The following is a 13,178-nucleotide window of genomic DNA, read 5'->3' on the forward strand; positions in this document are numbered from 1 at the left end:
TTGGTCAATCTGCATATAAACAGCAGAGTTTGCCGCCCAACCTGCCGCCACTACATAGCGACATCGGAAGCAGGCAAGTGGCTATGCTAGGTGTTTTGTGAGGACAAACAAGATGAGTGAGCAACCGGTACAGACGCCTTATTCAGACGGAGAATTTGCCGATAAATTAGTAAAAGTGGGTGGAGCAGCAATATTCTTCGCGCTTGGAGTTGCGATTGTTTATTTAATGTGGTTTCACGGTCACCAAATTTCTAAAGATCCAGCAGACTGGGGAGCATTCGGCGATTATATTGGAGGACTCGTGAATCCAGCTGTTGGCCTTGCAACTGTGATTTTAGTCATTTTCTCTATAAACATTCAACGCCGAGAACTAAAAGCCTCACTTAACGAAATGAAAGCTGCAAACGAAGCTGCAGCGCGTATGAGCTTAGAGCAATCACTATTCGCCTGGCTCGAAAATTACCACTCCCAGATTCGCGAAATTGAGGCAGGGAAATACAGGGGTCGAAAAGTCCTCTTGCATCTCTACGAACAATCTCTTTCCCCGTCCAAATCTATCCGATTTGCAAACCAAAATTCCTACCAGCCCCCCGCAGACGATTTCCAAGCAAATCAACTGTATATGCTCATAAACCCCAAGAGCGAAGTTAGCGATGAGCTCGCCAACATCCAGTTTCGCATCACTTTAATTTACACAAGCCTCTATATAGACCACAAAACCGATCTTGACGCCCCTTTCCGCACACTATATCGCCTAATTCGGTGGATCGATAATAGTGCCATGTCGATTTCGGAGAAATGGCATTACTGCACACTAGTGCGATCACAAATCTCTTGGCCAGAACTTGTTTTTCTCTACTACAACGGATTAATTAGAGAGGGCGAGAAACTCGCCGTATACGCCAATAAATATGCCTTATTTGACAATCTCGTCACTTCGGATGAGCTAATAAGATTCGCAACGCAGGAGCTCACTCGTTGTCCTGCAGAAAAGCGGCCGCGAACGCGCGACGGAGATGCACCGTGGCCGTACTCGGAGAGCGCCTTCGACTCATCCAAAGCCAAACTTAATCTTGGTTTATTTGCAGATGCTTAAAACGGACTGAGTGCATTCCATATCCAGTCCGACACTTGGTTGCTTGGGCGATCACCTTACCCCCGCAAACCCCATATAAAACAGCCGCACATCGCTGAACCCGACCTCCTCAAGAATCGCCTCCTCCTTCTGAGTCAGCACTGCCTGTTCGGCGGCAACCTTGGCCCGCCCCCTGTCCGCCAACTCCGGCGCCATGCCAAAGGTCACGGTCCCGTGCCCAGCCCGCACCGCCACACCACCATCGGCCACGCCCAGATGCACCGCGACGAACGGCGCTCCGTGCTTTAACCGCCGCCGGATCCTGCCGCCATGGGCACGCGCTCCTCACGCGGCACAAAGTGAAAGTTGCGCCATGAAACGGCCCGGCCGGTGCGCTCTGCATGGTGCCGTGATGCAGCGCCACGCGGTCTGACATGCCAGCGCTCTGCAGCCGCTGCGCGGCCAGGTCCAGCATGGGCTCTGGCTCGGGTCCACACCGTCGAACCGCCAGCCGGAGTGCGTGCGGGCCATGTCTTCCAGCTCCAGCCCACCGCCACCACCCGTCGGTCGGTAGGAAAGTTTGCTCCATTTTTAATAGCTTTTAGCGCTTTACCAGAGAGCGCTGGAGTCTGTTTTCATTCAGATTTCTGTTGCAGCCCGCCCCGGTCCGCAGCGCACACGCGATCGCGATGCGTGAAGCACACCCTCAGCGCAAATCTCGCGGCGTCAGGCCCACCGTTTCGCACCACCGGCGATAGTCCACCCGCCGATCCGCCGTGGTAATCCGCTGCAGCACCGTGTGGTGTGGCCCCAGGTACTCCACGCAGCCCTTGACCACCACATGCACCAGCAGCTCCTCGGTGCCCGTCGCCTCCCACCAATCCACATTCCCAGCGGGTTCGTGGATGTAGTCGCCCGGCCGCACCACGCGGCCATCGTTCAAGCGGCGCTCGCCCGCCAGCGTCAGGGCGTGCACTTCGCCCGTGTGGCGGTGCAGGCCCAGGCGCGTGCCGGGGGACAGGCGCATCAGCTCCACCCAACCAGCATCGTCGGGCAAAAACTGAATGGGCAGGGACCACTTGCCTTCGCCTTCAGGAATCCAGTCCGCCAGGCCCGCGCGCTCCAGCGTCTGGGCCACGATCACGTCGGCGAGGTGGTTGTTCGTTGTCGTCGTCATCGTCATGTCGGTGCTCCTGGGTAGCTATTGGTTGATGGTTTGCTTGATGGCTTGATTGCTTATTGCTCTGGGTGCTGGTGGCGGTATTCCTGCGTGCGGCCGCCAAAGCCGTACGCGGCGGCGCGCACGTCCTGCACGTAGACGTAGCTCTCGGGGTGCAGCGCGCCCAGCAGGCCTTCAAAGGCTGCGAACGCCTCGGCGATGTAGCGCGCCTTCTCGGCCTTGGTGTTGGTCTCGTCCACCACCTTGACGTCGAAGTAGAAGCTCGATTGCTTGAGGTCGACCAGCGAACGGCCGGCGACGTACCAGTCGGCCGGGTCCACAAAGGTGATGACCACGGCGGTGAGGTCGCGCCGTTTGCCGAGCACGCGGGTGGTCAGGTCCAGCAGGGTTTCTGCAATGCGGGCAGACAGTTCGGGCGTGCGTTGGGCAGACACTTTGACGTTGAGGATGGGCATGGAGGGCTCCTGTTGAAAGCATTGGGTTGAACGAGCCTTCACTGTAGAAATTGCGCCCCGCCACGGAAACCGCCCGTGGCGATAATGGCTTTTGCTCCGCACGCAAAGGCGCGCACGATGAAACAAGAACCCCGCTCCTTCCTCCCCGATCCGGCCGACCTGCGGTGGCTGGTGCGGTCGCTCGACCTGCGCTCGTTTTCTGCGGCGGCGCGCGAGATGGATGTGGCGGTGTCGGTGGTCGCGCGCGGCGTGGACCGGCTGGAGGCCGGCTACGGCGTGCGCTTGCTGCGCCGGTCCACGCACGGCCTGTCGGCCACGCCCGAGGGCGCGGAGCTGGCGCAGGAAGCGCGTGCCTTGCTGGCGCAGTTGGAGGACATCGGGGCATCGCTGTCGGACCAGCGCAGCCGCGTGGCGGGCACCTTGCGCCTGGCCTCCAGCCAGGAGATTTGCGAGGCGCTGGTGTTGCCCCACCTGGCGGACCTGCAGGCGCGCTACCCCGCGCTGCGGGTGGAGCTGCTGGCCGATGACCGCGTGGCCGACCTGGTGACGGAGGGCATCGACGTGGCGCTGCGCACCACCGTGGGCCACAGCGACCTGGTGGTGGCGCGCGCGCTCGGCCGGTTCGAGCGGCGCCTGTACGCGGCCCCTGCGTACTTGGAACAGCACGGCACGCCCGCCGACCCCAGCGAGCTGCCGCAGCACCACACCGTCACGCACACCGCACAGGGGCCTGCCGTGACCTGGGCTTTTCGCAATGCACAAGGCAAGCCGCTGGAGGTGACCGTGCGCTCGCGCCTGGCGGCCAGCAGTTCGGCCCTGGTGCACCACGCACTGGTGAGCGGCGCGGGCATCGGCATGCTGTCCAGCCCACTCGCGGCGGCCGACGTGGCGCAAGGCCGGTTGGTGGAGGTGTTGGCGCCTTTTGCGTCCCGCACGGTGCACACGCTGTACGCGGTGTCGTCACCGGGCCGGCGCAATGCGGCCAGGGTGAAGGCGGTGATTGATTTTCTGGCGAAGGCGGCCAAGGACCGATGGGCGCTGGCGCCTGTGCGTTGAGGTTTTTTGGGACAACCGTTCGGGCTGAGCCTGTCGAAGCCTCGCGCGGCGCTTCGACAAGCCTGTCCTGAGCCTGTCGAAGGGCTCAGCGTGAACGGATTTTGGCGGTGCTGATTTTGAACCGCCCGTGCCGTGCGGGCTGAGCACTACACAGGCAGGCCCAAACCTCAACCCACCGTTCGGGCTGAGCCTGTCGAAGCCTTGCGCAGCGCTTCGACAAGCCTGTCCTGAGCCTGTCGAAGGGCTCAGCGTGAACGGTGTCCGGGTCATTGGGCGCCGCCTTGACGAGCGGCCGTTGCCACCCAACCCCGGAACGCAAAGCCCATGTAAAACATCCGCACGTCGCCGAACCCGGCCTCGTGCAGGATCGCCTCGTCTTCCTGCGGCGTCAGCACAGCCAGCTCCGCAGCCACCTTGTCACGCGCCCTGGCCGCATGCTCCGGCGCCACGCCGGACGCCATCTGAAACGCTGCATAGCGCGACAGCCACAGGTCGCGCTCCCCTGCCCCGTCTTCGCCGCCAGAGCCAGCGCCAGCATCTCCGTCTTCCACGCTCAGGTGCATCGCGACGAACGGCGCCCCGGGCTTCAACCGCCGCCGGATTTCTGTAGCCATGGCCACGCGCTCCTCACGCGGCACAAAGTGAAAAGTCAGCAGACACGTCGCGCCATCGAACGGCCCGGCCGGTGCGCTCTGCACATAGCCGTGGTGCAGCGCCACGCGGTCGCCCGACACGCCCGCGCTTTGCAGCCGCTGCGCGGCCAGGTCCAGCATGGGCTGGCTCGGGTCCACGCCGTCGAAGCGCCAGCCGGGGTGCGCGCGCGCCATGTCCTCCAGCTCCAGCCCGCCGCCCGCACCCACCACCAGCACCCGGCCGTCGGCGGGCACGCGCTCGGCCAGCAGGATGCGCACCATGGGCAGCAGGCTGTCGTAGCCGGGCACGTTGCGGCGGGGGCCTTCGGCGTAGCGGGCGACGGCGGCGGGGTCGGTGAAGGGGGACGTGGTGGTGGGATGGGGCATGGTGTGGTGTGCGGGGGGTACGGCGTTTTGCGGTAGAGGTTGAGCCGAGGGTTGGCCGGGTTGGCGCAGGGTTTCGACAGGCTCAACCCGAACGGGTAGGGGTATGCGACAGGGGGCAAAAAATACAAGACGAATTGGCCCTTACCGCTTTTCTAGCAAGCGCTAGCAGCTATCAATTCAGTAGTGAACCGTGAGCCCTCCAGCGCTCCTTCTGAGCCCATGCTAACATCACGCAACTTTGAATGTTGCATGAAACGAGATAGCCGCCTTTCCAACGTCCTCCACGCGCTGCTGCACATGGCAGAGATGGATGGCCCCGCCACGTCCGAGTCGCTGGCGCAGGCCATGCAGACCCACCCTGTGGTGGTCCGCCGCCTGATGGCGGGGCTGCGGTATGCGGGTTTTGTCTCGTCGGCCAAGGGGCATGGCGGAGGGTGGGTGCTGTCGTGCCCGCTGTCCGAAGTGACCCTGCGCGACATCCACGAAGCGCTGGGCGCGCCCACGCTGCTGGCGGTGGGCAACAGGGTGGAGAGCCCGGGCTGCATCGTCGAGCAGGCCGTCAACCGCGCGCTGACGGACGCCTACCAGGCCGCCGAAGAGGTGCTGCTGGCCCGCCTGGGCGAGGTGACGCTGGCGCAGTTGTCGGCCGAGTTTCATCAACGCATGGTGGCAGGGTGCCACGGTCACAAGGAGATTTCTCATGGCGGCAGCAGCAATGACCACCACCCAGGCGTATGAGGTGATCGTGATAGGCGGCAGCTTTGCCGGCCTGTCGGCCGCGATGCAGCTGGCGCGGGCCCGGCGGCGCGTGTGCGTGGTGGATGCGGGCCAGCCGCGCAACCGGTTTGCCGCCGCGTCGCACGGCTTCTTCGGGCAGGACGGCGAGCCGCCGCTGGCGATGATCGAGCAGGCGCGCCGCAAGCTGCTGGCCTACCCCACGGTGGCGCTGCGCCAGGGCACGGCCGTGTCCGCCACGGCGCAGCAAAGCGCGGGGTCGCCGGAGAGCGGCTTTGCCGTGTTGCTGGACGATGGCACGCACCTGGAGGCTCACAAGCTGGTACTGGCCTTTGGCGTGCAGGACGGCCTGCCCGACATCGCTGGCCTGCGCGAGCGCTGGGGCACCAGCGTGCTGCACTGCCCCTATTGCCACGGCTACGAGTTTGCGGGCCAGCGGCTGGGCGTGCTGTACCACTCGCCGCAGTCGGGGATGCACGCGCAGCTGATCGCCGACTGGGGCCCGACCACCCTCTTCCTGAACGGCGACACCACGCTGGAGGACAGCGAACACACGCGGCTGTTGGCGCTGGGCATTGCGGTGGAGCCTGCGCGCATTGCCGCGTTGGAGGGGCCGGGGCAGGCGCTGCACGGCGTGCGCCTGCAGGCCCATGGCGGCAGCGACGCGCGCCTGGTGCCGCTGGACGCCCTGTATGTAGCGGCTACCACCCGCCCCGCCAGCCCGCTGGCCGAGCAACTGGGCTGCGCAATGGACGACGGCCCCATGGGCCCGTGCATCCGCACCGATGCCAACAAGATGACCACGGTGCCCGGCGTGTACGCCGCGGGCGACGCCACGCTGATGCGGCACAACGCCACGCTGGCGTCGGCCGAAGGCGTGCTGGCGGGTGTGGGGGCGCACCAGGCGATGGTGTTCGGGCAGTGAGTAGCTCAGCCTTGCTGCGGCACCAGGCCACAAAGTAGCAAGATCGGCTAAGTACGGCGCGCAAGCTGCGGCACACTCTGCGGCCATGAGCCTGGACCAGAGCGCCGATCAGCACTACCGCAACCGCGTGGCCCGCGTGATCGCCCACATCGTGGCGCACCCGCTGGCAGCGCATCGGCTGGAGGACCTGGCCGCCATTGCCCACTTTTCCCCTTTCCACTTCCACCGCGTCTACAGCAGCATTGCGGGCGAAACCGTGGCCACCACGGTGCGCCGCGTGCGCCTGGCGTTGGCCACGCGGCTGCTGGAGCAAGGCGGGCAGAGCATCACCCAGGTGGCGATGGAGGTGGGCTACGACAGCCCGCAGGCCTTCACCCGTGCGTTCAGCCAGTTCACCGGGCAATCGCCACGGGCATTCCAGCGGGATATGCACCGCCTCATCCTTGATCCAGGCGCCGCAGACGCGCATGCAAACGCGCATGCAAAGGCCGAGCAAACGCTGGCCGTGCAGATCGTTGAGCGCCCGGCGCAGCGCCTGCATGCATTGCGCCACCAGGGGCCGCCATCCACCATCCCCCACACGCAGCGGCGGCTGTACCTGCAGTGCGGCCAGCGCGCGACCCACCGGCTGGGCGCATCTTGCGGTGACCCGCAGGACGTGGAGGGCGGCGGGTTTCGCTACTATGCGGCGGTGGTGCTGCCAGAGCAGACCTCGGTGGCAGATGGCGGGCTGGAACTGCTGGACATCCCGGCAGGCCTGTATGCACGCCACACGCTCACCGGCCCCTACACGCGCATCAATGCGGCACTGGCGGCCATCCACACACGCTGGCTCCCCGCCAGCGGCTATGAGCCGGACGACCGCCCCACGCTGGAGCACTACCTCAACTCCCCCCGCAACGCCGCGCAGGCGGACCTGCGCACCGACCTGCTGATTCCCATCCGCCCCACCACATCCGTATGACCCGTTTTCGCTGGCTCTTTCGTTCCCTTTTGCCCGCAGCGCTGTGCAGCGCCGCCACCCTGGCCCACGCTGCGGGCTTTGCCTTCATTGAGGTGCCTGCAGACAAGGACGGTCCCGCGCTGCGCGGCGCCGTGTGGTCGCCCTGCAGCGCGCCGCCGGGCCGCATCGACCTGTCGCCGCTGGTGCTGCAAGGCACGCGGGACTGCCCACTCACCGGCCAAGGCCTGCCGTTGATCGTCATGTCGCACGGCGCGGGCGGTTCGGCCCTGGGGCACCACGACACGGCGGCCACGCTGGCCGAGGCGGGCTATGTGGTGGCCGCTATCAATCACCCGGGCGACAACTTTCAGGACCTGAGCCGCCAGGGTCACCTGTCGGCCTTTGCCACGCGGCCCGTGGACATGAAGCGGCTGACGGACTACATGCTGGGCGCGTGGCCCCAGCGCGCGCAGCTGGACGCGGGCAAGGTCGGTTTCTTCGGCTTTTCACGCGGCGGCTACACGGGCCTGGTGGCCATCGGCGCCGTGCCGGACTGGACGTCACGGCAGGACCTGTGCTCGCCGCTATCCACCCGCCCCTTGTGCGGCGAGATCCGGCGCAAAGAAATCCCCACCACGCCCGCGCCGGACCCGCGCATTCGGGCGGCAGTCATCGTCGACCCCTTGAGCGTGTTCGATGCCAAAGGCCTGGGGCAAGTCAAAACCCCCGTCCAGCTGTGGGCCTCGGCACTGGGCGGCGATGGCGTCACGCTGCAAAGCGTGGAGACCGTGCGCCAGGGCCTGCCCAGCGCGCCCGAGTGGCATCTGGCCGCCAACGCGGGGCACTTCGCCTTTCTGGCGCCCTGCTCGCCAGCGCTGGCCGAGGCAGTGCCGGGCATCTGCCGCGATGGCGCGGGGTTTGACCGCGTGGCCTTTCACCAGGTTTTCAATGCGCAGGTGCTGGCGTTCTTTCGGCGGCACATCGCGGCAGCCAAAACGCCCTGACGGCAGGCTGGAATTCGTCGCACCCACACGGCCCGTGGGTTGACGCAGCGAGCGCCAGCCACCTACACTGCCAACCTCGCATCTGATCTTTGGAATCGGAGCGAACCGCAAAGCCCTCCACCACCGTCGAGGGCTTTTTTTCGTCCGCCCTATGGAAAGCTCTCCCTGCTTGCAGAGAGGGCTTTTTGCATTTCTGGAGCCTTTCTCATCATGCACACCGCTTCGACACACGCCGCTCCCGCAGCCGTTGCAGGCACCGTCCCCCGCATTCACCTGGTCATTGGGCCGGTGGGCGCGGGCAAGTCCACCTTCGTCCGCCAATTGGTGCAGCAGCACCGCGCCGTGCCGCTGAACCTGGACGACTGGATGGCCACGCTGTTTTCGCCGGACCGGCCCGATACCGCCGATGTGATGGCCTGGTACGTGCCCCGCACCCTGCGCTGCCTGGAGCAGATCTGGAAAACCGCAGAAGCCGTGCTGGCCGCGGGCAACGATGTGGTGCTGGAGGCGGGCCTGATCCAGCAGCACCAGCGCGACGCCTTTTATGCGCGCATGGGGCCGTGGGCTGACGCGATGACGGTGTACGTGCTGGACGCACCGCGCGAGGTGCGGCGCGAGCGCGTGTTGCGGCGCAATGCCGAGCAGGGAGAGACGTTCTCGATGGTGGTGCCCCCGCACATCTTTGAGCTGGCCAGCGACCTGTGGCAGCCGCCCAGTGACGCGGAGTGCGCCGAGCGGTCGGTGGTTTTTGTGCCGATGACAGAGCGGCTGCGCTGAGCTTTCGGGCCATCAGCCCGATTGGGCAACAGCAGCCCGGCCCGGCCGCCGAATCGTCCACAGCGCCGCCGCCATCAGCCCCACGCCCGCCAGTTGCACGGGACTGAGCGTGCGGCCATACACCGCCCAGTCCACCAGCACCGCCGTGAGCGGGTACACGAACTGCAGCACCGCGATGCGCCCCAGCACCAGGCGCGCCATGCCGGCAAACAGCACCACGTAGGCCAGGCCGGTGTGCAGCACCCCCAGGCCCAGCAGCCAGCCCCAGGCTGCACCCTGCTGCGGCCAGCCCAGCACGAAGGGGGCCCAGGCCAGCGCCACCGCGCCCACCAGGCACTGCCACAGCGCCATGGCAAAGGGGCTGATGGTTTTTTGCGTGTTGGCAAGCAGCGTGACGCCGGCGTAGCACAGCGAGCCGCCCAGGCACATCAGTACCCCGGCCATGTAGCCGCCACTGCTGCTGGCCGCAGCAGCCGCTGTGGTGCCGTCCAGCAGGCCGGTGGTCAGCACCAGGCCCCCCAGCGCGGCCAGGGTGGCCAGCCACTGCATGGGCGAGACGGCTTCGCGCAGGAACAGCGCGCCGAACACGATGACCCAGATGGGCTGGATGTGAAAGATCACCGTGGCCACGGCGATGGAGGTGCGCGGGATGGCCGCGAAGAACAGCGCCCAGTTCAGCACCATGAGCACGCCCGTGGCGCAGGCCACCCAGCGGGCGCGGCCGCTCAAGAGCAGCTCACGCCCCCGGCCCGTGGCCAGGCACCAGGCCAGCAGCGCCAGCGCGCCGAACGCGCAGCGAAACCACACGGTGACCAACGGGTGCTGGCCCGCCTCTTCCACGAACACGCCGATGGTGCCCAGCAGCACGCCACCGGCGATGAGCAGCCACTGGCCGTCCCGCTCGCGCGCGTTGCCGGGCGTGGGGGCGTTGGCAACAGTGGACGGCGCGGCGATGCTGGCTTTGTGGTTCATGCGGTCGATGCTCGAAGATTGCCGCTTTGGTGTAAAGCGCATAGTTCGAAGAGATACCATTCGATAAACGAATCACCGCAAAGCCATGGTCTGGCTTGGCTGCATGCCCCACCCACAAGGACACGCCCCATGAACCACCCGGATTTCCAGATCGACTGGCTGCGCGCCTTCGTGGCGGTGGTCGATGCAGGCTCGCTCTCGGGCGCGGCGCCGCTGGTGCACCGGTCGCAGTCGGCGGTCAGCATGCAGATCAAGAAGCTGGAGGCCGCGCTGGGCCGCCCGGTGCTGCTGCGCGGGCCGCGCCACCTGGAGGTGACCCCCGCCGGGGCCGAGCTGCTGTCGTACGCGCGCCGCGTGCTCGACCTGCAGGCCGAGGCGCATGCGGCGCTGTTCGGCCCGCAGCTGGCCGGGCGGGTGCGGCTGGGCGTGCCGGACGACTATGCATCGACCTACCTCACGCCGGTGCTGCGCAGCTTTGCGCACCGCTACCATGGGGTGGAGATCGAGCTGACGTGCGAGCAGTCCACCTCGCTGATCCCGCGCGTGGGGCGGGGCGAGCTGGACCTGGCCCTGGTCTCGCGCGACAAGCCGCAGCGCGGGCGCTTCTTGTTCCACGAGCCGCTGGTGTGGGTGGGCTCGCCGCAGCTGGAAGTGTGGCGGCGCGACCCCTTGCCGATTGCGGTGTATGAATCGGCCAGCCTGGCCCGCATGGCGACGATGAAGGCCCTGGCCGCGCGGCGGCGGGCGCACCGCATCGTGTACCACAGCTCCAGCCTGGCGGGGCAGCTGGCCGCCGTGGAAAGCGGCCTGGCCGTGGCGGTGCTCACGCGCTGCAGCGTGCCCGCGCATCTGCAGATACTGCAGGACCTGCCGGCGGAGTTCGACCTGCCGCCGCTCGATTCGATGGACGTGGCGGTGCTGCGCAGCAAGGTGTCGCTGCGCTCGCCGGCGGTGGATGCGATGTACGAGCAGATGGTGCGCACGCTGGGGGGTTGACGGCGCGTGGAGGGACGCGGCCTGCGTGCCGGACTGCACGGCGGTACCCAGAGCAACCCTGCCGCCGCAAGGCACTTGCGCGACCGTGGCCGCGGCGCAATCCAGTTCTAATGTTCGGCACCGGGCCGCGCCTTTGGACGAAGGGCGCGCCCTCCTTCCTTCCCACCGAAAGCCACCCATGACCACCACCGCCACCATCCCCACCACCGCGCTGCAACTGCGCTCGCTCGTCCAGCCCGACGGCGCCTTGCAGATCAGCCTGGAGCCCACGCCCGTGCCCACGCCGGGGCCCGACGAGGTGCTGATCCAGGTGCAGGCCACGCCCATCAACCCGTCGGACATCGGCCTGCTGCTCGGTCCCGCCGACCTGGCTACCGTCCAGGTATCCGGCAGCCCTGACCGGCCGGTGGCGACCGCCCGCATCCCCGAACGCGCCATGCCCGGCATGGCCGCTCGCATCGGCCAGAGCATGCCGGTGGGCAACGAGGGCGCGGGCCTGGTGGTGGCCGCCGGCGCGTCACCCGCCGCGCAGGCGCTGCTGGGCCGCACGGTGGCGGTGATCGGCGGCGCCATGTACGCGCAGTACCGCGCCATGCCAGTGGCGCAGTGCCTGCCGCTGCCCGAAGGCACCACGGCGGCCGAAGGCGCATCGTGCTTCGTCAACCCGCTGACCGCGCTGAGCATGGTCGAGGCCATGAAGCGCGAAGGCCATACCGCGCTGGTGCACACCGCCGCGGCCAGCAACCTGGGCCAGATGCTGCTCAGGATCTGCCAGAAGGACGGCATCGGGTTGGTCAACATCGTGCGCAAGCCCGAGCAGGCAGAGATGCTCAAGGGCATGGGCGCGCAATATGTGTGCGACAGCAGTGCGCCCACTTTCATGGCCGACCTGACCGACGCTCTCGCGGCCACGGGCGCCACCATCGCGTTCGACGCCACGGGCGGCGGCACGCTGGCCGGGCAGATCCTGCAGTGCATGGAAGCGGCCATCAACCGCAAGGCGCAGGAGTACAGCCGCTATGGCTCGGCGGTGCACAAGCAGGTGTACCTGTACGGCCAACTGGACACGCGCCCCACCGAGATCCAGCGCACCTTTGGCATGGCCTGGGGCGTGGGCGGCTGGCTGCTGTTTCCCTTCCTGCAGAAAATCGGTGACGCGGCGGCCCAGGCGCTGCGCGCGCGCGTGGCGGCCGAGCTGAAAACCACGTTCGCCAGCCACTACGCGCGCACGGTGTCGCTGGCGGGGGCGCTCAGCGCCGATGCCATCGCCTTCTACGGCGCGCGCAACACGGGCGCCAAGGTGCTGATCGATCCGTCGATGGAGTAAACCGGGGCGCCGTGCGCACGGGGCTGCCCGCCAGCATCAGGCGGGGGGCGGCCATCAGGCCGCGGCAGCCGCCCGCACCAGCTCAACCAGCCGCTCACGCGGCCCCAGCAGCGCATCGCCACCGAGCAGGCGCAGCGCACCGCCCTGCCCCGCGACCACCAGTTGCGGCACACCCCGCGCGCCCACGGCGCGCAGCATGGACTGGGCCTGGGCCACGCGCTCGGCCAGCAGCTTGCGCAGTGCCGCCGCATCGGGCCCCCGTGTGAGCGCGGCGGCGTCGCTCAGGCCCAGGGCGGTGAGCACATCGACCAGCACCCCGGGTTCGGCGGTATCGCGGCCGTCCACGTAGCGGGCGTGCTGCAGCGCGTGCAGTGCCTCCAGCTCGCGCCCGGGCGCGGTCCGGGCCACGGCGGTCAGCGCCAGCGTGGCGGGGCCCGAATCGAAGCGGCCATCCGCCGCGCCCAGAATGTGGTCGCGATAGGCCTGCGTGAAAGGCTGCCCTGTGAGCTGCTGGATGCGCTGGTCGTTACTCCATGCGTAGGCGGCAAATTCCGCGTCCATGGGTCGTGCGCCGGCGCCTGCAAACAGGCCCGTGGGCGCGAGCGAGACCTGGACGCCGTCCACGCCCTGCAGGTGTTTCAGCGCGGGAGCGGCGGCGTAGCACCAGCCGCACAGGGGATCGAACAGATAGGTCACGGAGATGGCGGACATGGA

At 67.1% G+C, this 13,178-nt stretch carries 15 protein-coding genes; 9 read left to right on the forward strand and 6 right to left on the reverse strand.

The features are described from left to right. Nucleotides 1-112 precede the first annotated feature (112 nt). Nucleotides 113-1,096, forward strand: a complete 984-nt coding sequence (locus tag AC1RCS_RS22900; protein ID WP_492246267.1) for a putative phage abortive infection protein — start codon at nt 113-115, stop codon at nt 1,094-1,096. Between the two features lie 51 nt (nt 1,097-1,147). On the opposite strand, the gene AC1RCS_RS22905 is transcribed toward AC1RCS_RS22900, so the two are convergent. The 3 genes from AC1RCS_RS22905 to AC1RCS_RS22915 all read right to left on the reverse strand — a co-directional run bounded on the left by AC1RCS_RS22905 (nt 1,148) and on the right by AC1RCS_RS22915 (nt 2,710). Further along, entirely contained in the window at nt 1,148-1,303 is a 156-nt protein-coding gene (locus AC1RCS_RS22905) for a hypothetical protein (RefSeq protein WP_492246266.1), read from the reverse strand. A 478-nt stretch (nt 1,304-1,781) separates the two neighbouring features. Then, nucleotides 1,782-2,258 (reverse strand): cupin domain-containing protein, encoded by a 477-nt coding sequence (locus tag AC1RCS_RS22910; protein WP_492246265.1) that lies wholly within the window; start codon nt 2,256-2,258, stop codon nt 1,782-1,784. A gap of 53 nt (nt 2,259-2,311) precedes the next feature. Continuing rightward, entirely contained in the window at nt 2,312-2,710 is a 399-nt protein-coding gene (locus AC1RCS_RS22915; RefSeq protein WP_218294337.1) for a tautomerase family protein, read from the reverse strand. Nucleotides 2,711-2,827: 117 nt separating this feature from the next. Between AC1RCS_RS22915 and AC1RCS_RS22920 the strand changes: the two genes are divergently transcribed. Next, entirely contained in the window at nt 2,828-3,766 is a 939-nt protein-coding gene (locus AC1RCS_RS22920) for a LysR family transcriptional regulator (RefSeq protein WP_492246264.1), read from the forward strand. A gap of 266 nt (nt 3,767-4,032) precedes the next feature. Here AC1RCS_RS22920 and AC1RCS_RS22925 read toward each other — a convergent pair whose 3' ends face one another. Continuing rightward, a complete protein-coding gene (locus AC1RCS_RS22925; RefSeq protein ID WP_492246263.1) occupies nt 4,033-4,785 on the reverse strand; it encodes a class I SAM-dependent methyltransferase in 753 nt (250 codons plus the stop codon). A gap of 249 nt (nt 4,786-5,034) precedes the next feature. Here AC1RCS_RS22925 and AC1RCS_RS22930 point away from each other — a divergent pair, with 249 nt between their 5' ends. The 5 genes from AC1RCS_RS22930 (at nt 5,035) to AC1RCS_RS22950 (ending at nt 9,169) form a co-directional block, all read left to right on the forward strand. Beyond that, nucleotides 5,035-5,523 (forward strand): Rrf2 family transcriptional regulator, encoded by a 489-nt coding sequence (locus tag AC1RCS_RS22930; RefSeq protein ID WP_492246262.1) that lies wholly within the window; start codon nt 5,035-5,037, stop codon nt 5,521-5,523. Then, entirely contained in the window at nt 5,486-6,445 is a 960-nt protein-coding gene (locus AC1RCS_RS22935) for an NAD(P)/FAD-dependent oxidoreductase (protein ID WP_492246261.1), read from the forward strand. The genes AC1RCS_RS22930 and AC1RCS_RS22935 overlap by 38 nt, the downstream gene beginning before the upstream one ends. An 85-nt stretch (nt 6,446-6,530) precedes the next feature. Further along, nucleotides 6,531-7,409 carry an AraC family transcriptional regulator gene (locus AC1RCS_RS22940; protein ID WP_492246260.1) on the forward strand — a complete coding sequence of 293 codons (879 nt, stop codon included), beginning with the start codon at nt 6,531-6,533 and terminating at the stop codon, nt 7,407-7,409. Further along, nucleotides 7,406-8,392: an alpha/beta hydrolase family protein gene (locus AC1RCS_RS22945; protein WP_492246259.1), complete on the forward strand. Its 987-nt coding sequence runs from the start codon at nt 7,406-7,408 to the stop codon at nt 8,390-8,392. The genes AC1RCS_RS22940 and AC1RCS_RS22945 overlap by 4 nt, the downstream gene beginning before the upstream one ends. 210 nt (nt 8,393-8,602) lie before the next feature. Beyond that, nucleotides 8,603-9,169, forward strand: coding sequence for a P-loop nucleotide/nucleoside kinase family protein (locus AC1RCS_RS22950; RefSeq protein WP_492246258.1), 567 nt, complete (start codon nt 8,603-8,605; stop codon nt 9,167-9,169). Between the two features lie 12 nt (nt 9,170-9,181). Here the strand turns inward: AC1RCS_RS22950 and AC1RCS_RS22955 are convergent, their stop codons facing one another. Further along, nucleotides 9,182-10,141 carry a DMT family transporter gene (locus tag AC1RCS_RS22955; protein WP_492246257.1) on the reverse strand — a complete coding sequence of 320 codons (960 nt, stop codon included), beginning with the start codon at nt 10,139-10,141 and terminating at the stop codon, nt 9,182-9,184. Nucleotides 10,142-10,270: 129 nt separating this feature from the next. Between AC1RCS_RS22955 and AC1RCS_RS22960 the strand changes: the two genes are divergently transcribed. Together AC1RCS_RS22960 and AC1RCS_RS22965 are read left to right on the forward strand one after the other, a co-directional pair. Beyond that, nucleotides 10,271-11,137, forward strand: a complete 867-nt coding sequence (locus AC1RCS_RS22960; RefSeq protein WP_492246256.1) for a LysR family transcriptional regulator — start codon at nt 10,271-10,273, stop codon at nt 11,135-11,137. Nucleotides 11,138-11,315: 178 nt separating this feature from the next. Next, nucleotides 11,316-12,464, forward strand: a complete 1,149-nt coding sequence (locus AC1RCS_RS22965; RefSeq protein ID WP_492246255.1) for a zinc-binding dehydrogenase — start codon at nt 11,316-11,318, stop codon at nt 12,462-12,464. A gap of 54 nt (nt 12,465-12,518) precedes the next feature. On the opposite strand, the gene AC1RCS_RS22970 is transcribed toward AC1RCS_RS22965, so the two are convergent. Beyond that, nucleotides 12,519-13,175: a DsbA family protein gene (locus AC1RCS_RS22970; protein WP_492246254.1), complete on the reverse strand. Its 657-nt coding sequence runs from the start codon at nt 13,173-13,175 to the stop codon at nt 12,519-12,521. Between the last annotated feature and the right edge of the window lie 3 nt (nt 13,176-13,178).

The sequence above is a fragment of the Acidovorax sp. GW823-FHT01C06 genome, from assembly GCF_058798375.1.